Here is a 24,423-nt window from a genome sequence, read left to right on the forward strand (position 1 = left end):
GTGGCGTTAGATAACCAGGAGGCTGTACCCATGAGGTTTTCCCTGAATTCCTGTCGTGCGCGCATGCTTGGCGCGGTCATGGTCGCTGGCGCCGCGTTCGCCGCTGCCGCACCCGTCGTTCAAGCGGCGTATCCCGACAAGCCCATCCGCCTGATCGTTCCCTACCCGCCCGGCGGCGCCACCGACGTGATCGGCCGCGTCGTCGGCCAGGCGCTGGGTGAATCGCTGGGCCAGACGGTCGTCGTGGAAAACCGCGCGGGTGCCGCCGGCAACATCGGCGCCGCCGCCGTCGCCTCGTCCGCCCCTGACGGCTACACCCTGCTGATGGGCGCGCTGACCAGCCACTCCATCAATTCGGTGCTGTACGCCAAGCAGGTGTCCTACGACCTGGAAAAGAGCTTCACCCCCGTGTCGCTGCTGGGCCGCGTGCCACTGGTCTTCGTGGTGAATCCCAGCGTCAAGGCCAACAACCTGAAGGAACTGATTGATCTGGCGAAGTCAAAGCCGGGCGAACTGACCTATGCGAACTCGGGCAATGGCTCGCCGCAGCATCTGTCGGGTGAACTGTTCAAGGTGACGGCGGGCGTGGACCTGCTGCAGGTTCCGTATCGCGGGAGCGGCCCCGCCATGACCGACCTGATCGGCGGCCAGGTGCTGACCATGATCGAAACCGTGCCGGCCGCGCAGCCGCATATTCAGGGCGGCAAGCTGCGTGCGCTGGCGGTGACGACGGCGCAACGTGTGTCGACGCTGCCGGATGTGCCGACCGCTGCCGAGGCGGGTTTGCCTAACTTCGAAGTGAATTCGATGTTTGGGATTCTGGCGCCGGCTGGCACGCCTGCTGATGTGGTGGAGAAGGTCAATGCCGCGCTGAAGGAAATCCTGGCCCGCCCGGCCGTGAAGGATGCGCTGTTGAAGCAGGGCGCGATTGCTGAATATGCGTCGGCTGCGGATACGGGCAAGGAGATCGCCAAGGAAGTGGGTAAATGGCGGGACGTGATTCAGAAGGCGAATATCAAGCCTGAGTGATGTAGAAAGCTGGTGATGGGGTTGGGAGGGTGATGGTGGCCCTTTGAACCCGACTCATACGGCGGGGGAGCGCCCCGGTTCTGGACGAGAGTCTGGAGCCGGGGCGTTTTTTTAAATTCGTTTGCCAAGGACGTGTTAATTGTTTGGCACTTGATTGAATTATGTATAAGTGATTGGTCTCGAATAGTGATAAAAAGCGAGATTGCACCAACAATGAAAATGTTCAAAAAATGATTGATCTGGGGCAGGCGAGTTTTTATATCGATGTGCCTAGCTTGGCGGGCGAAGAGTTTGAGTCGTACTCGACTCGTCTATTCGATCAGTGGGATGGCCATTTGGCTGAAGCGTTGGCACTACCTGATTACTCTCTGTCTCTTGTCGTAGATGAGGGGTCTATAAAAGGCAAGGGTCGCATAGCTACGCTAGCGACGGTGCTTTATTTCGGGATAGGCCAATACGGGTCTTTTGTCTCGGGCATTGAGACTATCTGGTCTCAAGTGAGTGCTGCAGGGACATTCCTTGGGAAGGCGGCAGCGGCTCCTTTTGGTGCCGAAAAAGTAAAGCCTAAGATAACAAAGCAAGGGGGTGATTTAGGAAAGCTGAGAAAACTGTTCGATCAAGTGCAAAGTGGGCGGCTATCGGTGGATCAAGCGATGCAGCAAGCGGAGAGGATGCTGGGGAATCGAGTAGATGTTGATTTTTTAAACGGTTTGGACGCATCTTTGCGTTCGGCACCCAGCTACCATCAGCAAACGCCAATATTTCCGCCGCACGAGTTTTCGGACCCCTTATTATCTGTGAGTGAGGGGCTTCGACCCTCTCCCTCTCGTCAACCTTCTCGACGGCAGCCGTCTTTGGCACTTAGGGTGGAGGTCTGGAGAGAATCCAAGGGATCAAGGCGGAACGTGAGAATGCAGCAAATCTAAAGGCACTAACGCCAATTCGGACGCTGTGCCTTCTGGATTCCTGATCTCTCTTGGATAAATTGTTTACAGGATCGTGCCCGCATCATCTCCGCAGCCTAGCGCTCTTAGCCGTGAGTTTGTTGGGGTCATTCAGGACTCTGCAGGCCACAAAGCGCTATAGTCCCGCCCCGTAGTGGCCCAACCCCTCGTGCCACGACATAGCGGCTCCCCCGAGCCGCACTGACAGCCATGCACGGGAAGCCCGCTTCCCCCGCATCTGATCAGCCAAACGCCGAGCCCCCTCGGCCAGCTGATGCGCTCTGGAACCACACCAATGTCTACCCCCGCTCCCCGCCCCTCCGTGCTTGCCACGGCATGGCGCCTCGTCCTTGCCTTCCTGATCCTGGCAACCGGCGCCTTCTTCACCTACTACGGCTTCCAGCTGGTCACCCTAAGCGGCAGCCCCTACTTCCTCATCGCAGGCATCCTCCTGCTGCTCTCGGGCATCCAGATCGCCCGCCGCAAAACCAGCGGCGCCTGGCTCTATGCACTCACCTTCGCAGGCACGCTGATCTGGGCCGTGGCCGACGCCGGCCTGGACTTCTGGCCGCTGGTGTCGCGCCTGATGGTGCTGGCCGGCCTGGGCATCCTGGTGTCGCTGTCCTATCCGCTGCTGCGCACTGACAAGCAGCAGGACAGCACCCCCACGAAGCGCAGTGCATCCAAGGTCGTCGCCGCCGTCCTGGCCGTCGCCTGCGTTGCCACCGTCGCCGGCATGTTCATGCCGCACGCGCCCGTGTCGAAGGGCGAGCAACTGGCCCTGAAGCCCGTCGACCCCGCCAAGGAACAAAAGAACTGGTCCCACTACGGCAACACCGAAGGCGGCACGCGTTTCGCCGCGTTGGACCAGATCACCCGCGACAACGTGAAGGACCTGGAAGTCGCCTGGACCTATCGCACCGGCGACACGCCCGTCAGCCCTGGCGGTGGCGGGGCGGAAGACCAGCAGACCCCCCTGCAGATCGGCAATCGTGTGTTCCTGTGCACGCCGCACAACAACGTGATCGCGCTGGACGCAACCACGGGCAAGGAACTCTGGAAGACGGAGATCAATGCCAAGCAGAAGAAGTGGATGCGCTGCCGTGGCCTGGCCTATTTCGACGTGGCCGAGCCGCTGGCGCAGCCCAACACGGAAGGCGCGTCGCTGGTGCTGCCGGTGAGCGTGCCTGCCGGCGCCATCTGCCAGCGCCGCATCCTGATGAACAGCGTGGCCCCCGAGCTGATCGCGCTGGATGCCGACACGGGCGCGTTCTGCCCCGACTTCGGCGTGAATGGCCGCGTGGACCTGCGCGCCGGCATGGGCAAGGGCGCGGACAAGGGCGAGTACTACCCGACCTCGGCGCCGACGCTGGCGGGCACGACGATCGTGATCGGCGGGCGCGTGGCCGACAACGTCAGCACCGACATGCCTGGCGGCGTGGTGCGCGGCTTCGACGTGATCACCGGCGCGCAGCGCTGGGCCTTCGATCCGGGCAAGCCGCAAGACCAGGCCGCGCCAGCCGACGGCCAGACCTATACGCGCTCGACGCCGAACGTGTGGGCGCCGATGTCCTATGACTCGACGTCCAACACGGTGTTCATGCCGGTGGGCAGCGCGGCGGTGGACCTGTGGGGCGTGAAGCACACGGCGCTGGACCGCAAGTACGGCGCGTCGATGCTGGCGGTGGACGCGACGACCGGCAAGGAGAAGTGGGTGTACCAAACGGTGCACGACGACCTGTGGGACTTCGACGTGCCCATGCAGCCGACCTTCGCGGACTTCCCGAATGGCCAGGGCGGCACGACGCCGGCGCTGATCTTCGGCACCAAGGCTGGTCAGATCTTCGTGCTGGACCGCCTGACCGGCAAGCCGCTGACCCAGGTGGAAGAGCGTCCGGTGCCCGCGGGCAACATCCAGGGCGAGACCTATTCGCCGACGCAGCCCTTCTCGGTGGGCATGCCCTCCATCGGCGCGGACGACCTGACAGAGTCGGACATGTGGGGCGCGACGCCCTTCGACCAGCTGCTGTGCCGCATCCACTTCAAGTCGAAGCGCTATACGGGTCTCTTCACGCCGCCGGGCACGGATGCGTCGCTGAACCTGCCGGGTTCGCTGGGCGGCATGAACTGGGGCGGTCTGTCGATCGATCCGGTCAATGGCCTGCTGTTCGTGAACGACATGCGCGTGGGCCTGGAAGTGCAACTGGTGGAAGTGTCGCCCAACGTGCAGGCCAGGAAGAGCGACGGCAACGAAGCCGCCGCCATCAGCGGCCCGGTCGCGCTGTCGGGCACGCCCTATGCCATCAACGCCAAGGTGCGCTTCATGTCGCAGCTGGAGATCCCGTGCCAGAAGCCGCCTTTCGGCACGCTGAGCGCCATCGACCTGAAGACGCAGCAGATGCTGTGGCAGGTGCCGGTGGGCACGGTGAAGGACACGGGTCCGTTCGGCGTGAAGATGGGCCTGCCGATTCCGATCGGCATGCCGACCATCGGGGGCACGATGGCCACGCAAGGCGGCCTGGTGTTCATCGCCGCCACGCAGGATTACTACCTGCGCGCGTACGACAGCGGCACGGGCAAGGAAGTGTGGAAGGGCCGCCTGCCGGTGGGCAGCCAGGCCACGCCGATCAGCTACAAGTCGACGGAAGATGGCCGGCAGTACATCGTGATCTCGGCCGGTGGGGCGCGCAATTCGCCTGACCGTGGGGACTACGTGATCGCCTACGCCCTGCCGAAGCAGTAAGCCGCAAGGTATCCACCATGGCGCAAACGCCGGCAACGTGCCACACGTGCCGGCGTTTGTTTTTCATGGCGCCTCGTCAGCTCACGTCCTGCGGATTCCCCAGCTGCTTGTTCAGCAGCACGGCGCGCGACACCAGCGACTCGATGACCGCGGGCGAGGGCAGTTGCCCCTCATGGATCTCGATCGTCGCCATCTCGTAGTTCCCCACGGGTCTCAGCGTGGGCGCGACTTCCTGCAGGCGCTTGCCGCGCCAGAACGCGAAGAGCACGCGCTTGCCCTCGGCGCGGATCAGCAGCACCGGCCCGTCGGACAGGTAGACCAGGTGCCCCCACATGAGGGTCTCGGTGACGGCGGCGGCCGCCTGGACGTGTTCGCGCAGATACTCCACATAGTGACGGACCCATCCCTGTTGCAGTTCAACGTAGTCGTCCGGTGTCTTGGGCGGCTTCGGGCGCATGGGTCTCCTTCATGAGAGAGGCCTGAGCGACGGTGCAGGTCAGGCCCGGGGTCGGAAATGGGGGCTTGCTTACTGCAGGGACGGCGTTTTGGTGTCCACGCCATCGCGCAGCAAGGCGGTATCGCGCGGCCAGTCGGGCGGCGGGCCATAGCGGCCCAGCTCGCGCTCCAGGTCCACGCCGTACGGCGTCAGGCGAGGCTTCCAGGTTTGCAGGTTGCGTTGCAGCGCGGCGGCGTCGGGCAAGGGGCCGTTGGCGGCCAGGATGACGCGGTTGCCGCTGCGCAGGTTGTAGGTGGGGCCGAAGACCTCGGCATAGGTGGCGGACTCGCGCTCGAACAGCGTGCTGCCGGTGAAGGTGTTGGCGGCCAGCACGCCGCCCGGGGCCAGCAGCGTTTTCACCTCCGCCAGGAACTCGCGCGTGGTCAGGTGCGAAGGGATGTAGTCGACGTCGAACGCGTCCAGCAGCACCAGGTCATAGCGCGTGCCTGCCCGCACGGCGTCCTGCACGAACTGGCGGCCATCCGCCTCGTGCACGCGCACGCGGTCGGAGGGTTGGAAGTGGAAGAACGTGCGGGCGATCTTGACGACGGCCGGGTCGATCTCCACGACGTCGATGCGCGCCTTGGGCAGCAGCTCGGCATAGGCGCGCGGCAGCGTGCCGCCACCCAGGCCGATGACGAGAATGCGCTCGGGCTGGGGCTGCGTGAGCAGCGCCGACATCATCATCCGGGTGTAGTCGAAGACCATGCGGCGCGGCGCCTTCACGTCCTGGCAGGTCTGGCGGCCCGCGCCCAGGAAGGTGCCGAAAGCCATGCAGCGTTCGCCCGCCAGCTCATAGACGATGATGGGCGAGAACGGCGATTGCTCGGTGTGCAGGATGGTGTGCTGGGCCTGCGCGGGGGCGGCGGCAAGCAGCCCCCACGCGAGCAGGATGCCGCCCAGGCGGGACAGCACCTTGTGGTCAAGCAAAGGGCCCAGCCAGCCCCTCACGCCGGGTCCGTCCGGTGCGCGGGCAGCGGCACCGACAGGTCATGGGCCAGCGTGCTCAGGCCCTGCCAGATGGCGGCGTCGAAGGTCAGGTGCGTGGCGTGCTTCGCGCGGTTGCCGGCCTCGTATTCGCCGGGGTATTGCACGCGGTCAACGCCCGGTTGCGGCGGCGTGTCCAGCAGGTAGTCGATGAAGGCGCCCACTTCGTGCGTGCGCCAGTCGGACTGGAAGTCGACCTGCGGGTCCAGGATCAGCGCGAAGAGGTTGTTGGTGGCGGCGCCGCGGCGCGGGCGTTCGGGCTGGATGGTGCCGCCGCCGGACAGCACGCCCGCCAGCAGTTCGGCGACCAGGCCCAGGGCATAGCCCTTGTGGCCGCCGAAAGGCAGCAGCGCGCCGGGCGGGTCGGTGAAGAGCGCGCCGGGGTTGGTGGTGGCCCGGCCTTCTGCATCGATGAGCGCGCCCGCGGGCGCCTCCGACCCTTGCGCCGCCAGCACGCGCGCCTTGTTGACGGCGATGGTGCTGGTGGCCATGTCCACGATGAGCGGCGGCCGGCCATCGGGCAGGGGGCCGGCGAAGCACAGCGGGTTGGTGGTCATGCGCGCCTGCGCGCCGCCGAAGGGGGCGACGGTGGGATTGCGGTCGATGACGTTGGTGAAGGCCAGCAGCACGAAGCCGGCGTGCGCGCACATCTCGCCGTAGTGGCCCATGCGGCCCAGGTGGTGGCTGTTGCGCAGCGTCAGGATGCATTGGCCGCGCTCGCGGGTGCGCGCGATGCCTTGCTTGAAGACGTCGCGGCCCACGTGCTGGCCGTAGCCGTGATGGCCCTCGAAGGCCAGCAGCGTGCCGCGGTCGTTCACCCGCTCGGCGCGCCCTTGCGGATCGAGCAGGCCCGCGTCCAGCGCCTTGCGATAGCTGCCCAGGATGGACAGTCCGTGGCTGGTGTAGCCCACCCGGTCTGCCTCGACCAGGTGTTCGGCCACGTCCTGGGCGATGTCCTCGGGGGCGCCCTGGGCGCGCACGAGCGCTGCGCCGAAGCTGCGCGCCTCCTCCAGGGTCACCGTCACGGCGTTGCTGCTCACATCCATCCCAGCCACTTCCAGTAGGTCGCGCCGAACAGCAGCAGGAGCAGGTAGCCGACGATTGTCAGGATGACCCCGACCTTCGCGAACTGTTTCGCGGTGAAGGTTTCGGTGCCCATGCACACCATGTTCTGCGGCGCGTTGATGGGCAGCATGAAGCCGAAGCTGACGGCAAAGCCCAGCATCATGGTCAGGCCCAGGCGGTTGAAGTCGCCGGGCAGGGTCTGCAGCACGGCGATCAGGATGGGCAGCATGGCCGAGGTCAGCGCGGTGGCGCTGGCAAAGCCCAGGTGGATGAGGATGAGGAAGGCGCTGAGGATGGCCAGCACGCCCAGCGGGCCGACGGCGTCCAGGCCGGTGTGCAGCACGACCTGCGCGCCCAGCCATTGGCCGGCCTTGGTGGTGAGCAGCGCGGTGCCCAGGCTGATGCCGACGCCGAAGACGATGATGGTGCCCCACGGGATGCGGGCCTGCACGTCCTTCCAGGTCATGACACCCACGCGCGGCAGCATCAGCACGACCAGGCCGGCATAGGTGGTGGAGGTGGTGTCGAAGCTGTGCAGCTTGCCCTCGGTGGACCAGAGCGCCAGCAGGCCGATGGCCACGGCCATCAGGCGCTTTTGCGGGCCGGGCATGGGGCCCAGGTCGGCCAGCGACTTCTGCACGGCTTCCTTGCCGCCGGCCAGGTTGTCGCTTTCGGGCGGCAGCATCTTCAGCACGACCACCAGCATGACGATGGACATGATGACGGCCCACGGGGCGCCGGCCACCAGCCAGTCGGACCAGGTGACGCGCGCGCCCAGCATCTTTTCCATGAAGCCGACGGTGAGCAGGTTCTGCGCGGCGGCCGTCTGGATGCCGACGTTCCAGATGCTGGTGCCCTGGGCCACGACGATCATGAGGCCGGCGGCGATGTTCGAGCGCTTGTTGACGCCGAAGGCGGCGACGACACCCATCATGATGGGCACGACGCAGGCGCTGCGCGCGGTGGCGCTGGGCACGACCAGGCTCAGCACGATGGTGACGGCGACCGCGCCGATCAGCACGCGCTGGGTGCTGGTGCCGACGCGGTTGAGCGTGACCAGCGCGATGCGCTTGTCCAGGCCCGTGTGGGTCATGGCCGCGGCGATGAAGAGGGCGCCCGCCACCAGCGCCAGCGCGCTGTTGGAGAAGCCGGCCAGCGCCATGCTGATGGCGCGCGAGGTGCCGTAGTCGACGCTGGGGTTGTCGATCATGGGGGCGGTGCCCACCAGGAAGGCCATGAGCGCCGTGATCATGATGGCGCTGGCCTCGTAGGAGACCGCTTCGGTGATCCAGATGACGACGGCGAAGGCCAGGATGGCCAGCATGTAGTGGCCCGCCGTCGGCAGGTCTGCCGGCAGCGGCAGCAACAGCACGACGATGAGCGCGACGACGCCGGCGACGAGGCCAGGCGGAATGCGTGTGCGGGCCGCGGGGGCTGGTGCGGCGGGCGAGGGACTGCTGGAGGCGTTCATGCCTGGTGCTCCTGTGAGAGCCCCTGTGGTCGGGCCGGACGGCCGTCGGGACAGGTGCTCGGGGTAAGGCGCGCTGGCGCCTTCAGCAAGTCGGGCGCCAGCAATGATGCCCCCAATTATCACAATTTCTTGCGTATCTCCCTATCTACCATATGGGTATTTCCTTGATGCATCGCAAGCGCACGCAAGATACCCGCGCGCGCGGCGGGCCTTTTTCGATTATTTAGGCCAGCAGCAGCCGCAATTGGGTGTCGAGATGGGCCGTGGGCGCAATGCGCCAGCCGCTTTGGGCGTAGCGCAGCCAGCGGCCCAGCACGAAGTGGGTAAGGAGGCTGGCATGGGCGTTGAGGTCGGCGTCGGCGGGCAGGGCGCCTTCGGTCACCGCCGTGCGCAGCGACTGGCGGAAAGAGGCTTCCACGCGATCGTTGAACTGGTTGATGCGTTCCTGCAGCCGGTCGTCCTCGGTGACCAGCGCGTCGCCGGTCAGCACGCGGGTCATGCCGCGATTGCGTTCGGCGAAGGCGAGCAGCATGCTGGCGATGCCGCGCGCCTGGGCCAGGCCGCGCGGCTCGGAGACGGTGATCTGGTTGACCAGCGTGAAGACGCTGGTCTCGATGAATTCGATGAGCCCTTCGAACATCTGCGCCTTGCTGGCGAAGTGGCGATAGAGGGCGGCTTCCGAGACCTGCATGCGCGCGGCAAGCGCCGCGGTGGTGATCCGCGCGGCGCGCGGTTGCTCGAGCATCTCGGCCAGCGTTTGCAGGATGCGGTTTCTACGTTCGCCGGGTTTGCTGGCCATGGCCTGTTGCGGTTCCGATGTCGTGCACGCCCCGCATGGTGCGCGGCGTAGCCTGCCTAGCGGCGCCGCAGGGGGCGGCGTCTGCACAGCAGGTGCTCGACCGAGTTTACCCGCAAGTCCACGTAATCTGCGCGGCCCCGGTGGCCCCGTGCGAAGGGCGTCCCGGGATGGAACACGTGCACCGTGTGCAGGCCTGCCTGGCGCGCGCCACGCAGGTTTTCCAGGGTGTCCTCGACCAGGATCGCGCGCGAGGCGGGAATGCCCTCGCGTGCCAGCACATGGCGCATCAGCGCGGGCGAGGGTTTCGGACGGAAGGTGCCGTGGATGCGCATCTGCTCGATGGCCCAGATGCTGTCGAAGAAGCGCAGCAGCTTCAGGTGCTTCAGCACGGACAGCGCATAGTGGCGCGGCGCATTGGTGAGCAGCACCTTGCGTCCGGGCAGGCGCGACAGGCGATAGGCCAGCGACTTGGGGGCGCGCACGAGTTCGGGCACGTCGAAATCGTGGCTGCGGGCCAGGAAATCGTCGACGTTGACGCCGTGATGGCGGTTCAGGCCGATGACCGTGGCGCCGTAGCGTTTCCAGTAGCGCGTGCGCAGCACGTTGGCCTGGTCTTCGTCCACGTCCAGCGTCTCCATGACCGCGCGGGTCATGCCGATGTTGATGTGGGTGAAGATGGCGTGCGAGCTGTTGTGCAGGGTGTTGTCCAGGTCGAACAACCACACCGGGCCCGGCGTGGCGCCGGGCCCCGGCCCCACGCCCCGCGTGCGCAGGAGCCGCGGGGTGGGGCCGTGCAGGCGGCGAGGTCCCCGCATTACTGCGAGCGGATCATCGTGCCCACGCCCTGGTCGGTCAGGATTTCCAGCAGCAGGCAGTGCGGCACGCGGCCGTCGACGACGTGCACCGAGTTCACGCCGTTCTTGGCGGCGTCCAGCGCGGACGAGATCTTGGGCAGCATGCCGCCCGAGATCGTGCCGTCGGCGAAGAGCTCGTCGATGGTCTGCGTGGTCAGGCCCGTCAGCAGGTTGCCATTCTTGTCGAGCACGCCCGGGGTGTTGGTCATCATGATGAGCTTTTCCGCGCCCAGCACTTCCGCCATCTTGCCGGCCACCACGTCGGCGTTGATGTTGTAGGCGGTGCCGTCGCTGCCGTAGCCGATGGGCGAGATGACGGGGATGAACTGGTCATCCTGCAGCGCCTTCACCACGGCCGGCTCGATGCGCACCACGTCGCCCACGAAACCGATGTCCAGGCGCTCGCCCGGATGTTCCTTGTCGTCCATGTACTTTTTTTCGGCGAGGATCAGGCCGCCATCCTTGCCGGTGAGGCCCACGGCCTTGCCGCCGACCTCGTTGATCATCATGACGATGTCCTGCTGCACCTGGCCGCCCAGCACCCACTCCACCACTTCCATGGTCTCGGCGTCGGTGATGCGCATGCCCTGCACGAACGTGCCTTTCTTGCCCAGGCGCGACAGCGCCGTATCGATCTGCGGACCGCCGCCGTGGACGACCACGGGGTTCAGGCCCACCAGCTTCAGCAGCACGACGTCGTGCGCGAAGCTGCGCTGCAGGCGCTCTTCGGTCATGGCGTTGCCACCGTACTTGACCACCACGGTCTTGCCATGGAAGCGGCGGATATAGGGCAGGGCTTCCGACAACACGCCTGCCTTGATGGCGGGCGAGAGCAGGCTGAGCGGGTCGGGTTCGAGCGCGTCGGAGGAAGTCATGGCGGCGGGCAACCTTAGAGTCTGATGACAGGAAAACGGAACGGTGACGGATAACCGGCCTGCCAACCTTGGCCTGGGCCGGTGGAACCCACGGGCGGAAAAGCGCGGCCCGCTGGAAAGGGCGGGCCGTTGGGTCTTGCGGGCATTGTACCGGCATGCAAGGGGCTCGCCGATCCGGGGGGCCATCCGGCCTTATAACCCCGGATCGTGTGTCCATAAGGACGAGATATCAGGCTTGCCCGCGTGCTTGCGGTAACCTGCGCGGCAAGCATAGGAGTTCCGTCTTACGTGATACGCATCGAGAATCTGAGCAAGTCCTTCCCGGCCCGTGGGGGCGATGGCGGACCCGAGGGCGCTTTCGAGGCGCTGCGCGACATCGACCTGGAAATCGGCCAGGGCGAGGTCTTCGGCATCATCGGCCGCTCGGGGGCGGGCAAGAGCACGCTGATCCGCATGCTGAACCTGCTGGAGCGGCCTTCCTCCGGCTCGGTCTGGATCGATGGGGTGGACATCACGCGCCTGGACATGCCGGCGCTGCGCACGTTGCGCCAGCGCATCGGCATGGTGTTCCAGCATTTCAACCTGCTCGATTCGCGCACCGTGCTGGACAACGTCTGCTTTCCGCTGCGGCTGGCCGGCCTGCCCCGCGCGGAGCGGGTGGCGCGGGCGAAAGAGGTCCTGGAACTGGTCGGGCTGTCGGCGCATGTTGCCGCCTATCCGCGCCAGCTCTCGGGTGGCCAGCGCCAGCGGGTGGGAATCGCGCGGGCGCTGGCCAACCGTCCCACCTTGCTGCTGTGCGACGAGGCCACGTCCGCGCTGGATCCGGAAACCACGCAGTCCATCCTGAGGCTGCTGGCCGACATCAACCAGCGCTTGGGCCTGACCATCGTGCTGATCACCCATGGCATGGACGTGATCCGCAGCGTCTGCGATCGCGTCGCCGTGCTGGACGCCGGCCGCGTCGTCGAGTCCGGCGAGGTGCTGGATGTCTTCCTGCACCCCCGGCACGCGGTGACGCAGCGCCTGTTGGCCGAAAGCGGGGTGCAGGCCGAAGGTTGGCAGGCGCTGGCCGATGCGGCGCCGGGACGGATCCTCCGCCTGAGCCTGCGGGGCGATGACACCGCCCGTCCCCTGCTCTCGCGCCTGTCACGCGAACTGGACGTCGACCTGAGCATCCTGCAAGGGACGGTGAGCCGCATCAAGGAAGCGCATTACGGACAGCTGGTGCTGGCCGTGGACGCCGACGAGGCGACCGTGGCGCGGCTGCTGGCGAGGCTGGCCGAGGCGCGGATCGACCATGAGGTGCTGCGATGATGGACTGGGCCTCCCTGGACTGGCCGTTGATCGGCGAGGCGGCTGCCGACACGCTGTTGATGACGGGTTTCTCGCTGGGCTTCACGGTGCTGATCGGTTTGCCGCTGGGCGTGGTGCTGTTCCTGACGGGGCCGCGCCAGATGCTGGCCAACCGTGCCGTCTACGGCGTGCTCTCCTTCATCGTGAACGTCCTGCGCTCCGTGCCCTTCCTGATCCTGCTGATCGTGATGATTCCGCTCACGCGCGTACTGGCGGGAACGTCGCTGGGGGTCCAGGGCGCGATTCCGCCGCTGGTGGCCAGCGCGGCGCCGTTCTTCGCCCGGCTGGTGGAGAACGTGCTGCGTGAACTGGACCCCGGCGTGACCGAAGCCTGCCATGCCATGGGCGCGGATTCGCGCCAGACGGTGCTGTGGGCCTTGCTGCCCGAGGCCACGACCGGGCTCATTGCCGCGACCGTGGTGACCGCGATCACGCTCGTGGGCTATTCGGCCATGTCGGGCGTGATCGGCGGCGGCGGCCTGGGCGACCTGGCGGTGCGTTTCGGCTATCAGCGCTACCAGACCGACGTGATGATCGTGACCGTCGCTGCGCTGGTGGTCATGGTGCAGGGGGTGCAGGTGCTGGGCGACTGGCTGGTGCAGCGCCTGAACCGGAAATAAGGCCTTCCCGATCCCTGTCCGTTCAATCGTGCTGTTTCATCGTTCCTGGAGGAAGTCATCATGTTCAAGACCGTCAGTTCCCTGATCGCCACTTCCGTGCTGGCGCTGGCCGCCAGTGGCGTGCAGGCGGAAAAGCTCTCGATCGCGGCCACGCCCGTGCCCCATGCCGAGCTGCTGGAGTTCGTGAAACCGCGCCTGGCCAAGGAGGGTGTCGAGCTCGACATCAAGGTCTTCACCGACTACGTGCAGCCCAATCTGCAGGTCTTCGAGAAGAACCTGGACGCCAACTTCTTCCAGCACAAGCCCTATCTGGACACGTTCAACAAGGACCGCGGGACGAACCTGGTGCCGGTGGGCGCGGTGCACGTCGAGCCTTTCGGCGCCTATTCGAAGAAGGTCAAGGCCGTGGCCGATCTGAAGGATGGCGCCACCATCGCGATTCCCAACGATCCGTCCAACGCGGGCCGCTCGCTGGTGCTGCTGCAGAAGCAGGGGCTGCTCAAGCTGAAGGACCCGTCCAATATCCTGGCGACGGCGCGCGACGTGGCGGAGAACCCGCGCAAGTTCCGCTTCCGCGAACTGGAGGCGGCCACGCTGCCGCGCGTGCTGGCGGACGTGGACCTGGCGCTGATCAACACCAACTATGCCCTGGAAGCCGGCCTGTCGCCCACCCAGGACGCCCTCTTCATCGAAGACAAGGACTCGCCCTATGCGAACCTGCTGGTCACGCGTCCCGACAACAAGGATGCCCCGGCCGTGAAGAAGCTGATCCAGGCTCTGCAGTCGGCCGAGACCAAGGCCTTCATCGAGGAGAAGTACAAGGGCGCGGTGGTGCCGGCGTTCTGAGGGACGCAGTCAGGTAAGAGACGGGTAAAAAAATAGCCGCCCTCTGCTGGCGGCTATTTTTTCGTGTGCCGCCTGGCGGCTTCAGCCGGCCAGCGCCTTTTCCAGCGTGGCGTGGAAATCGGCCTTGTCGTATTCGCCCAGGTAGCGCTTGACGATGCGGCCCTGCTTGTCGATCAGGAAGGCGGTGGGCGTGAGCCGCACGTCGCCGAAGCCCTTGGCGATCTCGCCCTTCGTGTCGTGCACGACCTTGAACGGCAGGTTGCGCGTCTCGACGTAGTTCAGGACGTAGTTGGCCGGGTCGTAGTTCATGGCCACGGCGATGGTCTCGAAGCCGCGATCGTGGAAGCGCGTGTAGTTCTCGATGGTGTCGGGCATCTGCTTGATGCAGGTGACGCAGCTGGTGGCCCAGAATTTCACCAGCACCACCTTGCCGCGCAGGCTTTCCATGGAAAGCTGCTCGCCCTTGATCGTGGTGAAGGCCAGTTCCGGCGCCTTGGGCGCGGGGTTCCAGATGAACCAGGCGCCAATGCCGCCGGCGATGACGAGGACGAGGCCGATCAGGAGTTTTTTCATTGGATGGGCATGACTTCAACGCCCGAGGACGGCAGCGTTTGCGGCGCGGCTTCCTGGGCAGGCTCGCTGCCATGGGTGATGGGGGCGGCCTGGCTCTTCTGGCTGCCGGGGTTCTCCTGCGATTCGGCCAGCGCGCGTTCTTCCTCGGGCGTCATGACGTCTAGCAGGCGCACGACCTGCTTCACGCCGCTGACGTTGGCGGCGGCGGCGGACGCGTAATCGCCTTCCAGGCGGGTGACCTTGCCTTGCAGGTAGACCACGCCGCGCTCGACCGTGACGGTGAGCGTGCGCGAGGGCACGCCCTTGGTGTTGATGAGGGCGGTGCGCACCTTGGTGCCCAGCCAGGTGTCGTTGGTGCGGGCTTCCGCGCTGGACACCGGGCCGATGTTCAGCTGGTTGTAGACGTGGGTGACGTTCTCGACCTTGCCGGCGATTTCGGAGGCCTGCTGCTTGACCGTTTCATTGGGGGCTTCGCCGGTCAGCAGGACCTTGGTCTGGTAGGCCGAGGCATTGATGCGCGCGGTGTCGCCGAAATGGCGGCGCATGTTGCTTTCGACCTTGAAGCCGATGTTCTGGTCTTCCAGCTGCACGCCAGCCGTGCGGCGGTCGGTGGCGACCAGGGCCGTGCCGCCGGCAGCGGCGCCCACGACCAGCGGGGCGCAGGCCGACAGCAGGCTGGTGCCGGCGGCGAGTGCCGCGGCGATCAGCAGGGGGCGGGCGGCGCGACGGGCGGTCAGGGTCATGCGGGGTCTCCGAGCAGCAAGGCGTCAATGCCGTCGCACAGCGCGTGCAACAGCAGGATGTGGACCTCCTGGATGCGCATGGTGCGGTCATGCGGCACGCACAGGTGGACGTCGTCGGGGGTGAGCAGGTCGTTGAACTGGCCGCCACCCTTGCCCGTGAGCGCGATGACGCGCATGTCGCGTTCATGGGCTGCTTCGATGGACAGTGCCACGTTGACGGAGTTCCCGCTGGTGGAAATGGCCACCAGCACGTCGCCGGGTTGGCCCAGCGCCAGGACCTGGCGTTCGAAGACGTGTTCGTAGCCGTAGTCGTTGCCGACCGCGGTCAGGATGGAGGTGTCGGTGTTCAGCGCGATGCCGGCCAGCGGCAGGCGTTCGCGCTCGAAGCGGCCGACCAGCTCGGCGATGAAGTGCTGGGCGTCGGCGGCCGAGCCGCCATTGCCGCAGGCCAGGATCTTGCCGTTGTTGGCCAGGGCGGCGAACAACAGGTCCACGCCCAGGGCGAGCGGGCCGCTCAGGGCCTGGCTGCTTTCCTGGAAGGTGGAGATGGCGTCATTGAAATGCGCCGTCATACGAGAGGTCATGTCCATGGGCGCGATTATCTCACGGCGGCTGTCTCGTGGCGCGGGCGGGAAAGGCGGTCCTGCGCGTGGTCAAGCGGGGGCGTCCGGGGTGTCGAAGGCGCCGCGCAGCCAGGTCAGCGACCCGTCTTCCGCGGCCACGACGTCGTAGCGGCAGGCGGGTTGCCGGCCGTTCCAGCCGGCGCGGGCAAGACGGGGCAGGAAATGCGCCGCGGCCCGGGCCACGCGGGCCTGCTTGGCGGCGTCCACGCTGGCCGCCGCGCCGCCGTGGCGAGCCGCCGCTCGGTAGCGCACCTCGACGAAGACGAGCACGTCGCCGTCGCGCATGACGAGGTCGATCTCGCCCGCCTTGCAGCGCAGGTTGCGCGCCAGGGGCGCGAGGCCGGCGCGGCACAGCAGGGCCAGCGCCGCGTCTTCCGTGGCCTGGCCGCGGCGCTGGGCGGCCGTGACGGGGCTGGCCGGCGTCTGCGCCGCCTCCGATGCCCGACCGTCGGCAGCGCGTGGCCGGGCCGCGCGCTGGCGGCTGCGTTGCGCCTTTTTCTGGGCGTTGCGCACGGTCTGCCAGGCCGAGGCGGGCAGGGCGGGAAGCGGCGTGTCGGTGGGGGCAGGCATGGCAGCGCGGGGCGAAAGAGGGTGGCGGCTACACTGGCAGACCCTCCAGCGCCTGAGAAGTCCCCCATGAACGAAAACGTCCAGTCCCCCCACGATGCCTGGCGCCGCGTGGCCGAGCGCGTCGACGGCCAGCATTGGCCCGAAGGGGCCCTGTACGTGGTGGCCACGCCCATCGGCAACCTGGGCGACCTGGGCCTGCGGGCCTGGCAGGCGCTGGTGCGCGCCGACGTCATCGCCGCCGAGGACACCCGCGCCAGCCGCGTGCTGATGGACGCGTGGGGCGTGGGCACGCCGCTCATGGCCGCGCACCGTCACAACGAGGCGGCCGCCGCGCAGGACGTGGTGGCGCGCCTGGCGCGCGGCGAGCGCGTGGCGCTGGTGTCGGACGCAGGCGCGCCCGCGGTCAGCGACCCGGGCGCCCGCATCGTGCGTGCTGCCCGCGAGGCTGGCCACAAGGTGGTGCCCGTGCCGGGCCCCAGCGCCGTCATCGCCGCCCTGATGGGCAGCGGCGTCACGTCCGACGAGAATCCCGCCTTTGCCTTCGCGGGGTTCGCACCCGCCAAGCAGGCGGCACGCCAGCGCTGGCTGCGCCTGTGGTGCGCGCTGCCCGCGCCGGTGGTGATCTACGAGTCGCCCCACCGCCTTTCGGCCACGCTGTCGGATTTGCTGGAGGTGGCCGGCCCCGAGCGGCAGCTGACGCTGGCGCGCGAGCTGACCAAGCGTTTCGAGGAAATCGCGACGGTGACGCTGGCCGAGGCGGCGGCCTGGCTGGCGGCCGATGCGCACCGCGGCCAGGGCGAGTTCGTGCTGATCGTGCACGAGGCGCCCGCCGCGCCCGAGCGCGGCGACGAGGCCATTGCGCCGGAAACCCTGGCGCTGCTGGATGCCTTGCTGGAAACGGTGTCGGTGCGCGACGCCGCGCGCGTGGCCGCGAAGGTGAGCGGCCTGCCGCGCGACCAGCTGTACGCGGCCGCGCTGGCGCGCAAACCGGGCTGAGCCCGGCCGCGACGCAGCAAGGTCAGGGCACGATCGCCAGGCTGGGAATCACGCCCGTGCGGTTGGCCACGTCCTGGGCCGCGCGCTCGGCGCTCATGCGGTCGGCGTACGGCCCGATGCGTACGCGATAGAACGACCCCGATTGATGCACATTGATGGCAGGCGTCTCGCCCGGCGAGAACGCCGTGCCGACGCGCCCGGCCAGGGCGTGCGCATTGCCGGCTTCGCCGAAGGCGCCCAGTTGCAGGAAGACGCCGCGCGCGCCGGTGTCGGGCGCGCCGATGGCCGCTTGCGTGGGGGCCGACGAAGCCGGGATGGCGGCGACAGGCGGGGGTAGCGGTTGCGCCTGTGGTGCGGGGGCGGGCTCGTAGGCCACTGCCTGCGCGCCCGGATTGGCGGCGGCGCGGCCTGCCTGGATCTCGCGGATCTCGTCGGGCAGGATGCGCTCGACGATGACCTCGCCGCTGCCCGGGCCGATGATGCCCAGCTTGTGGGCCGCGACATACGACAGGTCGATGATGCGCCCGTCATGGAAGGGGCCGCGGTCGTTCACGCGCAGCACCACGGTCTTGTTGGTGCCCACGCGCGTGACGCGCACATAGCTGGGTATCGGCAGGGTGGTGTGCGCGGCCGTCATAGCGTACATGTCGTACTTCTCGCCATTGGAGGTGCTGTTGCCGTGGAACTTGCGGCCATACCACGATGCCCGGCCGCGCGCCTTGTAGGGACGGTCGGTGGTGTCCGGCACATAGCGTTTGCCGAAGATGACGTAGGGGCGCATCGTGCCGGCGGACAGCGGTTCGATGCGCGGCACGGCATCCGGGATGGCGTCCAGGTTGCTGGGCGGGCTGTCGTGAGGGCCGTCGTCCTTGTAATACCCGCCGCCGCCCGACTTCTTGGGCGAGGCGCCGCAGGCGGCAAGGACGAGGACGGTGGCGACGATCAGCGCGGTGCGCAGCACGCGCCAGCCGCGCGCACCGCCGTGGCTGGAGGCAGGCATCATGGTGTTCATGCGGGGTCGTTTGCCGGTTGTGCGCGGTGACGCACGAGCAGGGGCTGGTGGTCGGCGAAGCGCCGCGAGAGTTCCTCGACGATGTAGACGGAACGGTGCTGGCCGCCTGTACAGCCGACGGCCACCGTCAGGTAGCTGCGCGTGTCCTGCATGTAGCGCGGTAGCCAGCGGCGGATGAAGCCCTCGATGTCCTCGATCATCTGCTCGACCTCGTCGAAGCCGCGCAGCCACGCTGCCACGGGTTCGTCCTTGCCGGTCAGCGGACGCAGCTGGCTGTCGTAATGCGGGTTCGGCAGGCAGCGCACGTCGAAGACGAGGTCGGAGTCGCGCGGCACGCCGCGCTTGTAGGCGAAGGACTGGAAGGTCAGCACCAGCGGCTGGCGGTCGGCATGCACCAGGTCGCGCACCCAGGCGCGCAGGTGGCCAGGCGTGAGCTCGGAGGTGTCGATGACGTGTTCCTGCTCGCGCAGCGGCGCCAGCAGCTCGCGTTCGTGCGCGATGCATTCCTTCAACGAGGGCGTGCCGCCCGTCGCGGTGCGCAGGCGGTCGGCCAGCGGGTGGCGCCGGCGCGATTCCGAATAGCGCTGCACCAGCGTGTCTGTGTTGGCATCCAGGAAGATGACGCGCAGTTCGGTGCCCATGGCGCGCTGCGCGGTGATGACGTCGGGCAGCTCGGCCAGTTCGCCCGGCGAGCGGACATCGATGGCGACAGCCACGCGCTTGAGGCTTTCGTCTTCCTTGGCGTTGCCCAGGAACTCGTGCAGGAAGCGCACGGGCAGGTTGTCGATGCAGGTGTAGCCGGAGTCTTCCAGCAGGCGCAGCGCAACGGACTTGCCGGAGCCCGAGATGCCGGTGATCAGGACGACGTGCAGCGCCGGGGACTCTTCGATGGGCGCCGTCATTTGCTGTTCTGCATGATCGCGATGGTCTGGCGTTCCATGAATTCGCCCAGCGTGTCGATGCCACGCAGCTTCAGGATGGTGTTGCGCACGGCGGCCTCGACCAGCACGGCCAGGTTGCGCCCGGCGGCCACCTGCAGCATGACGCGGCGGATGGGCAGGCCCAGCATGTCCTGCGTCATGTCCTGCAGCGGCAGGCGTTCGAACTTGTCCTGCGCGGTGGCGCGGATGAGGTGCACGATGAGCTTCAGGCGCATCTTGCGGCGCACCGAGGTCTCGCCGAAGATGGTGCGGATGTCGAGCAGTCCCAGGCCGCGCACTTCCAGCAGGTTCTGCAGCAACGGCGGGCAGTGCCCTTCGATGACGCTGGGCGCGGTGCGCGACAGCTCCACGGCATCGTCGGCGACGAGCCCGTGGCCGCGCGAAATCAGTTCCAGCGCCAGCTCGCTCTTGCCCAGGCCCGATTCGCCGGTGATCAGCACGCCCACGCCCAGCACGTCCATGAAGACGCCGTGCACGGTGGTGGTGGGCGCCAGGCGCTTGCCCAGGTAGACGCGCAGCAGGTCGATGACCTGCGCGGCGCTGATCGGCGTCGACAGCAGCGGGACGTTGTGCTTTTCGCAGTTCTCGATGAGGTCGTCCGGGGCGGACAGGCCGTCGGCCAGCAGGATGCCCGGGACGTTGCCCACCAGCAGTTCGTCGATCTGTTGTGATCGGCGCCGTGCATCCATGCGGGTGTAGTAGGCCATTTCGCCCTCGCCCACGACCTGGATGCGCGAGGGGTGGATGAGGTTCAGGTGGCCGATGAGGTCGGCGGCCGAGGTTCCGTCGTCCGGGATGCCGTTGTCCGCGGCAGCGTGGCCGGCGATCCAGGTGAAGGGAATTTTGTCGGCGTTGTCGTCTACAAGATCCTGGACTGTCAGCATGTCACGCTCTGTAGAGGTCAGGGCTGGCCGGTGGTGAGCAGCCGGTGCACGATGGCAGGGTCTGTCTCGGTATTCAGGCGTTCACGCAAGGGCTTGTTCGACAGCAGTTGCGCGAGTTCGGCCAGGATGTCCAGGTGTTGCTGGGTGGCCGTTTCCGGCACGAGCAGGATCATCAGCAGGCTGACGGGCTGGCCATCGGGCGCATCGAAGGGCACGGGCTGTGCCAGACGATAGAACGCCGCCAGCGCTTCGGTCAGGCCCTTGACCCGGCCGTGCGGCACCGCGACGCCCTGTCCCAGGGCCGTCGAGCCCAGCCGCTCTCGAGAGAACAGGCTGTCGAACACCGTGGTGCGCGCCAGGCCGTGCTGGTTTTCGAAGAGCAGGCCGGCTTGTTCGAACGCCCGCTTTTTGCTTGTGACCGGCAGGTCAAGGACGACATTTCCGGCCGGCAGGATACGCGACAAGTGGTTCATGCGAAGCATTATAGGTTTCGAATGTCGCAATGCACAAAACGCCCCGGCGCCGCATGCTGGGCGGGCGTCTTCGGACGATGCGCGCCAGTCCCCGCGAGAAGCCTGGCGGCGTGGCATTGCCGCAATCAGTGTGCGTGGCCGAAGCCTCGCCGTGAGGGACAAGCATAGACCGGTACGGCCGGGGGCAGCAAGCCGCCAGGAGCGAGTGTGTCGGAATGGGGGGATGGACTGCTGGAAACCAAGAAAATCTTGGCTGGCCTGGGCCCCGCGAAAGCTCGAGGGACGCCAGGCGAGGGCGCGTCAGCTCAGGGACACGCCGCGTGCACGTTGACGGGCGCTATGCCGCCATTTGCCGCTTTGCGGGCTCATGCGAGTGGTTCTGGAGTCGATCCTTGTGCTGGATGACCTTGCGGTCGACCTTGTCGGCCAGGGCGTCGATGGCCGCGTAAAGGTTTTCCTCGACGGCTTCGCAATGAATGTCCTTGCCGCGGACACGCATCGTGATTTCGGCTCTGTGCCTCAGGGGCTCGACCGAGAGTATGACCTGCGTGTCGATGACGTTGTCGAAGTGACGCAGCACGCGCGCCAGCTTGGTGAGGACATATTCCCGGATGGCGGGGGTGACGTCGAGATGGTGACCACTGATGCTCAGGTTCATATGGAACTCTCCTATCGTGACTAAAACAAGGCGCGTGGGTACGCGGGTTTGGACTTGTAGGCCATCCTCCTGAAACGAGTTCGTCGTGAATTCAGTGTATAGACAAACCCCGCCGAAACCAAGGGTCTGGGCGGGGTCGTTACACGTCGTTTTACGTGGGTTCTTGCGTGTAAGCAAGAACGGGTCTGGCACCGGTTTTTTACATCCGGAAGTGCTCGCCCAGATAGACGCGCCGGACGGCGGGATCGCCGACGATCTCGTCGGGATGGCCATCGGTCAGCACCTTGCCTTCGCTGATGATGTAGGCGCGGTCGCAGATGCCCAGCGTTTCGCGCACGTTGTGGTCGGTGATGAGCACGCCGATGTTGCGGCTCTTCAGGAAGCGCACGATGCGCTGGATTTCGATGACCGCGATGGGGTCCACGCCGGCGAAGGGCTCGTCCAGCAGGATGAAGCGCGGCTGCGTGGCCAGCGCGCGGGCGATTTCGACGCGGCGGCGTTCGCCGCCCGACAGCGAGATGGCCATGTTGCGGCGGATGTGGCCGATCTGGAGTTCTTCCAGCAACGATTCGAGCAGTTCCTCGGTCTTGGCCGCCGAGAGTGCCTTGCCGTTGGCGTCGACCTGCAGTTCCAGCACGGCGCGGATGTTCTGTTCGACCGTCAGGCGGCGGAACACCGAGGCGTCCTGCGGCAGGTAGGACAGGCCCAGCCGTGCCCGCTTGTGGATGGGCATGGCGGTGACCGGCACGCCGTCGATCTCGATGCGGCCGGCGTCGGCGGGCACGAGGCCCACGATCATGTAGAAGCTGGTGGTCTTGCCCGCGCCATTGGGGCCGAGCAGCCCCACGACCTCGCCGCTGTCCACGGCGATGGAGACGTCCTGGACCACGGTGCGGCTGTTGTAGGTCTTGCGCAGGCCGACGGCGCGCAGCCGGCCGGCTTGGCTGGACAGGCCGCTGGCGACGGCGGCCGAGGCGCCGGGCAGGTCGGCGTCGGTGGCGTTGGCGTTGGCGGTGGCTTTTGCGTCTGCGCTCATGCTTGCGGCCCCCTCAGTTCGACGCCGCGGGCTTGGCCGGGGCGACGTCCTTGCATGCCGCGGCCGCCGCGTCGGACTTGGCGCGCGACTGCGCGACCGAGCGCACGCGTCCGCCGGGCGCGGCCGAGTCGCCGCCGCCGAAGGCTTCGTAGGTGTCGGTCTTCTGGTTGTAGCGGATGCGCTGGCCACGCACGTTGTCGAAGGGCTTGCCACACACGAGGCGCGTGACGACCGCCTGGCCGATGATGTCCAGCGTTTCGTTCTTGCCGTCGTATTCGGCGCGCAGGCCCGTGGCTTCCATGACTTCGGCCGTGCCGGCGCGGACCTGGCGGATGAAGACCTCCTTGCCCTTGTTCGCCGTGGCGGTGCCGAACTGGAAGCCGTCGGCATCCTCGCGCATCGCCAGCGTGTCCGATTTCAGGGTCAGGTCGCCGCGGGTCATGATGACGTTGCCCGTGAAGGTGCTGGTGCGCTTCACGTCGTCATAGTGCAGGGTGTCCGACAGGATCAGGGTGTCGGGGTCCTCGGCGGGCGGCTGCTGGGCGGCGTGCACGGGCAGCGCCAGCGTCAGTGCGGCCAGCAGGGCGGGGAGGAAGGAGCGCGAGGCGGTCATCATCTTTTTATCGTGAGGGAGTATCGGTCCGCGTGTTGCGCGAACGGGTTTCGGCGCCGGAGATCTGCACGTCGGTGGCGGAGTGGACCTCGAGTTGGCGGGTTTTGTTGTTGTAGCGCATGCCGGTGCCATTCATGCGCGAGCGGCCCTGGTCGACCTGCGCGGGCTTGTCGGTGTAGGCCAGGTCCTGGTCGATCAGCATGATGATCTCCTCGCTGCGCACGTCCATCGCGGCGCGTTGGCCGTCGGGCATGCGGTGCAGGTGGGCATCCTGGCGCATGATGATGCGGTTGGCGTCCTGGTCCATGACGGCCACGCGCGCCGTGCCGATGGTGACGGGCGTGCCGGCGCGCTGGCCCACGGCGCGCGGATTGGTGATCTCGTAGGAGTCGTCGTCGGGATAGTGCTGCATCAAATCGCCTTCCAGGCGGTTGATGGGGGCGCCGGTCTCGTCGGCGCGCAGCATGACGAACTTCTCTGCCCAGGAGTCGGGCTCGTGGGTGACGCGGCGGGGCGGGTCGATGGGGATCGACCGTTGCGCGTAGTCGGCCGCCCACCACGTGCCCAATACCAGGGCAAGCAGCAGGCCCAGCGCGACGAGGGAGGAAAAGCGTTCTTTCATGGCTTACTGGATGGCTCCGGGGCCAAGCAGGCCGGGCTGGAAATAGGTGCCCAGCCGGCCTTGCGCGGCCAGGATGAGGTCGCAGCATTCGCGCGCGGCGCCTTCGCCGCCGGGGCGGCTGGCGACCCAGTGCGCGGCCTGGGCGACGTACGCCGGCGCGCCCGGCACGCTGGCGGCGAAACGCGCGCGCTGCATGGCGGGCAGGTCGATGAGGTCATCGCCCATGTAGCCGGTCTGGTCCAATAGGACATTATGGCGCTGCGCCAGTTCCGTCAGGGCGGTGCCTTTGTCGCGCACGCCTTGCAGGACATGCGAGATGCCCAGTTCGGCGGCCCGGCGGTCGACGATGGGGCCCTGGCGGCCCGTCATGAGCGCCACGATGACGCCGCTTTCGCCCAGCAGGCGCAGGCCATGGCCGTCCAGCACGTTGAAGCGCTTGAGCGCCTCGCCGTTCTCGCCATACCAGAGGCTGCCGTCGGTCAGGACGCCGTCCACGTCGAACACCATGAGACGCACGGCCGAGACGCGTTCGCGCACGACGGGGGTCACGCGGGACAGGACCAGGGATTCGGCGGGGTGGGGAATGCTCATCGTCAT

27 protein-coding genes are annotated in these 24,423 nt (G+C 67.1%); 7 read left to right on the top strand and 20 right to left on the bottom strand.

Annotation, left to right across the window (positions count from 1 at the left end; genetic code table 11):
* Nucleotides 1-30 precede the first annotated feature (30 nt).
* The 3 genes from ODI_RS02390 to ODI_RS02395 all read left to right on the top strand — a co-directional run bounded on the left by ODI_RS02390 (nucleotide 31) and on the right by ODI_RS02395 (nucleotide 4,716).
* Nucleotides 31-1,029 (top strand): Bug family tripartite tricarboxylate transporter substrate binding protein, encoded by a 999-nt coding sequence (locus ODI_RS02390; RefSeq protein ID WP_082985394.1) that lies wholly within the window; start codon nucleotides 31-33, stop codon nucleotides 1,027-1,029.
* A gap of 173 nt (nucleotides 1,030-1,202) precedes the next feature.
* Nucleotides 1,203-1,955 carry a hypothetical protein gene (locus ODI_RS22175; RefSeq protein ID WP_157929699.1) on the top strand — a complete coding sequence of 251 codons (753 nt, stop codon included), beginning with the start codon at nucleotides 1,203-1,205 and terminating at the stop codon, nucleotides 1,953-1,955.
* A 313-nt stretch (nucleotides 1,956-2,268) separates the two neighbouring features.
* On the top strand, nucleotides 2,269-4,716 hold the full coding sequence (locus tag ODI_RS02395; RefSeq protein ID WP_067756366.1) for a membrane-bound PQQ-dependent dehydrogenase, glucose/quinate/shikimate family: 2,448 nt from the start codon (nucleotides 2,269-2,271) through the stop codon (nucleotides 4,714-4,716).
* Between the two features lie 76 nt (nucleotides 4,717-4,792).
* Here the strand turns inward: ODI_RS02395 and ODI_RS02400 are convergent, their stop codons facing one another.
* The 7 genes from ODI_RS02400 to argB form a co-directional block, all read right to left on the bottom strand.
* A complete protein-coding gene (locus ODI_RS02400) occupies nucleotides 4,793-5,173 on the bottom strand; it encodes a DUF1801 domain-containing protein (protein ID WP_067756369.1) in 381 nt (126 codons plus the stop codon).
* 69 nt (nucleotides 5,174-5,242) lie between these two features.
* Nucleotides 5,243-6,142 carry a spermidine synthase gene (locus tag ODI_RS02405; protein WP_082985395.1) on the bottom strand — a complete coding sequence of 300 codons (900 nt, stop codon included), beginning with the start codon at nucleotides 6,140-6,142 and terminating at the stop codon, nucleotides 5,243-5,245.
* A gap of 17 nt (nucleotides 6,143-6,159) precedes the next feature.
* Complete coding sequence (locus ODI_RS02410; protein WP_067756613.1) at nucleotides 6,160-7,224, bottom strand: Ldh family oxidoreductase; 1,065 nt, start codon at nucleotides 7,222-7,224, stop codon at nucleotides 6,160-6,162.
* A gap of 11 nt (nucleotides 7,225-7,235) precedes the next feature.
* On the bottom strand, nucleotides 7,236-8,735 hold the full coding sequence (locus tag ODI_RS02415) for a DASS family sodium-coupled anion symporter (protein ID WP_067756372.1): 1,500 nt from the start codon (nucleotides 8,733-8,735) through the stop codon (nucleotides 7,236-7,238).
* 223 nt (nucleotides 8,736-8,958) lie between these two features.
* Nucleotides 8,959-9,534, bottom strand: coding sequence for a nucleoid occlusion factor SlmA (slmA, locus tag ODI_RS02420; RefSeq protein WP_067756375.1), 576 nt, complete (start codon nucleotides 9,532-9,534; stop codon nucleotides 8,959-8,961).
* 56 nt (nucleotides 9,535-9,590) lie between these two features.
* Complete coding sequence (locus ODI_RS02425; protein WP_067756378.1) at nucleotides 9,591-10,349, bottom strand: pyrimidine 5'-nucleotidase; 759 nt, start codon at nucleotides 10,347-10,349, stop codon at nucleotides 9,591-9,593.
* Nucleotides 10,349-11,263 (bottom strand): acetylglutamate kinase, encoded by a 915-nt coding sequence (gene argB, locus ODI_RS02430; protein ID WP_067756616.1) that lies wholly within the window; start codon nucleotides 11,261-11,263, stop codon nucleotides 10,349-10,351. The genes ODI_RS02425 and argB overlap by 1 nt, the downstream gene beginning before the upstream one ends.
* Nucleotides 11,264-11,551: 288 nt before the next feature.
* Here argB and ODI_RS02435 point away from each other — a divergent pair, with 288 nt between their 5' ends.
* The 3 genes from ODI_RS02435 to ODI_RS02445 are packed head-to-tail and all read left to right on the top strand — an operon-like array spanning nucleotide 11,552 to nucleotide 14,082.
* Nucleotides 11,552-12,577, top strand: a complete 1,026-nt coding sequence (locus tag ODI_RS02435; RefSeq protein ID WP_067756381.1) for a methionine ABC transporter ATP-binding protein — start codon at nucleotides 11,552-11,554, stop codon at nucleotides 12,575-12,577.
* Entirely contained in the window at nucleotides 12,577-13,236 is a 660-nt protein-coding gene (locus tag ODI_RS02440; RefSeq protein WP_067756619.1) for a methionine ABC transporter permease, read from the top strand. The genes ODI_RS02435 and ODI_RS02440 overlap by 1 nt, the downstream gene beginning before the upstream one ends.
* 60 nt (nucleotides 13,237-13,296) lie before the next feature.
* A complete protein-coding gene (locus ODI_RS02445) occupies nucleotides 13,297-14,082 on the top strand; it encodes a MetQ/NlpA family ABC transporter substrate-binding protein (RefSeq protein ID WP_082985396.1) in 786 nt (261 codons plus the stop codon).
* 81 nt (nucleotides 14,083-14,163) lie between these two features.
* On the opposite strand, the gene ODI_RS02450 is transcribed toward ODI_RS02445, so the two are convergent.
* From ODI_RS02450 to ODI_RS02465, 4 genes are all read right to left on the bottom strand, one after another.
* Nucleotides 14,164-14,655, bottom strand: a complete 492-nt coding sequence (locus ODI_RS02450) for a peroxiredoxin family protein (RefSeq protein WP_067756386.1) — start codon at nucleotides 14,653-14,655, stop codon at nucleotides 14,164-14,166.
* Nucleotides 14,652-15,398, bottom strand: a complete 747-nt coding sequence (locus tag ODI_RS02455; RefSeq protein WP_067756389.1) for a BON domain-containing protein — start codon at nucleotides 15,396-15,398, stop codon at nucleotides 14,652-14,654. The genes ODI_RS02450 and ODI_RS02455 overlap by 4 nt, the downstream gene beginning before the upstream one ends.
* Nucleotides 15,395-15,988: a phosphoheptose isomerase gene (locus tag ODI_RS02460; RefSeq protein ID WP_067756395.1), complete on the bottom strand. Its 594-nt coding sequence runs from the start codon at nucleotides 15,986-15,988 to the stop codon at nucleotides 15,395-15,397. Before ODI_RS02460 ends, ODI_RS02455 begins: the two co-directional genes overlap by 4 nt.
* 63 nt (nucleotides 15,989-16,051) lie before the next feature.
* Nucleotides 16,052-16,591, bottom strand: a complete 540-nt coding sequence (locus ODI_RS02465; RefSeq protein WP_067756398.1) for a YraN family protein — start codon at nucleotides 16,589-16,591, stop codon at nucleotides 16,052-16,054.
* A gap of 66 nt (nucleotides 16,592-16,657) precedes the next feature.
* Between ODI_RS02465 and rsmI the strand changes: the two genes are divergently transcribed.
* Complete coding sequence (gene rsmI, locus ODI_RS02470; protein ID WP_067756401.1) at nucleotides 16,658-17,587, top strand: 16S rRNA (cytidine(1402)-2'-O)-methyltransferase; 930 nt, start codon at nucleotides 16,658-16,660, stop codon at nucleotides 17,585-17,587.
* 22 nt (nucleotides 17,588-17,609) lie between these two features.
* Here rsmI and ODI_RS02475 read toward each other — a convergent pair whose 3' ends face one another.
* The 9 genes from ODI_RS02475 to ODI_RS02515 form a co-directional block, all read right to left on the bottom strand.
* Nucleotides 17,610-18,590, bottom strand: coding sequence for a septal ring lytic transglycosylase RlpA family protein (locus ODI_RS02475; RefSeq protein ID WP_408635932.1), 981 nt, complete (start codon nucleotides 18,588-18,590; stop codon nucleotides 17,610-17,612).
* Between the two features lie 5 nt (nucleotides 18,591-18,595).
* Nucleotides 18,596-19,501 carry an RNase adapter RapZ gene (gene rapZ, locus ODI_RS02480; RefSeq protein WP_067756403.1) on the bottom strand — a complete coding sequence of 302 codons (906 nt, stop codon included), beginning with the start codon at nucleotides 19,499-19,501 and terminating at the stop codon, nucleotides 18,596-18,598.
* Entirely contained in the window at nucleotides 19,498-20,424 is a 927-nt protein-coding gene (gene hprK, locus ODI_RS02485) for an HPr(Ser) kinase/phosphatase (RefSeq protein ID WP_067756405.1), read from the bottom strand. The genes rapZ and hprK overlap by 4 nt, the downstream gene beginning before the upstream one ends.
* A 17-nt stretch (nucleotides 20,425-20,441) precedes the next feature.
* Nucleotides 20,442-20,897, bottom strand: a complete 456-nt coding sequence (locus ODI_RS02490) for a PTS sugar transporter subunit IIA (protein ID WP_067756625.1) — start codon at nucleotides 20,895-20,897, stop codon at nucleotides 20,442-20,444.
* A gap of 337 nt (nucleotides 20,898-21,234) precedes the next feature.
* Nucleotides 21,235-21,555 (bottom strand): ribosome hibernation-promoting factor, HPF/YfiA family, encoded by a 321-nt coding sequence (gene hpf, locus ODI_RS02495; RefSeq protein ID WP_067756406.1) that lies wholly within the window; start codon nucleotides 21,553-21,555, stop codon nucleotides 21,235-21,237.
* A 199-nt stretch (nucleotides 21,556-21,754) separates the two neighbouring features.
* The gene (gene lptB, locus ODI_RS02500) at nucleotides 21,755-22,591 is read right to left on the bottom strand and encodes an LPS export ABC transporter ATP-binding protein (RefSeq protein ID WP_082985397.1); all 837 of its coding nucleotides are present in this window, start codon (nucleotides 22,589-22,591) and stop codon (nucleotides 21,755-21,757) included.
* Nucleotides 22,592-22,604: 13 nt separating this feature from the next.
* A complete protein-coding gene (gene lptA / locus ODI_RS02505; protein ID WP_067756631.1) occupies nucleotides 22,605-23,204 on the bottom strand; it encodes a lipopolysaccharide transport periplasmic protein LptA in 600 nt (199 codons plus the stop codon).
* A 7-nt stretch (nucleotides 23,205-23,211) separates the two neighbouring features.
* Entirely contained in the window at nucleotides 23,212-23,826 is a 615-nt protein-coding gene (gene lptC, locus ODI_RS02510) for an LPS export ABC transporter periplasmic protein LptC (protein WP_067756409.1), read from the bottom strand.
* A gap of 3 nt (nucleotides 23,827-23,829) precedes the next feature.
* On the bottom strand, nucleotides 23,830-24,423 hold the full coding sequence (locus ODI_RS02515; protein WP_098020818.1) for a KdsC family phosphatase: 594 nt from the start codon (nucleotides 24,421-24,423) through the stop codon (nucleotides 23,830-23,832).

Source organism: Orrella dioscoreae, from assembly GCF_900089455.2.
Classification (GTDB): Bacteria; Pseudomonadota; Gammaproteobacteria; order Burkholderiales; family Burkholderiaceae_B; genus Orrella; species Orrella dioscoreae.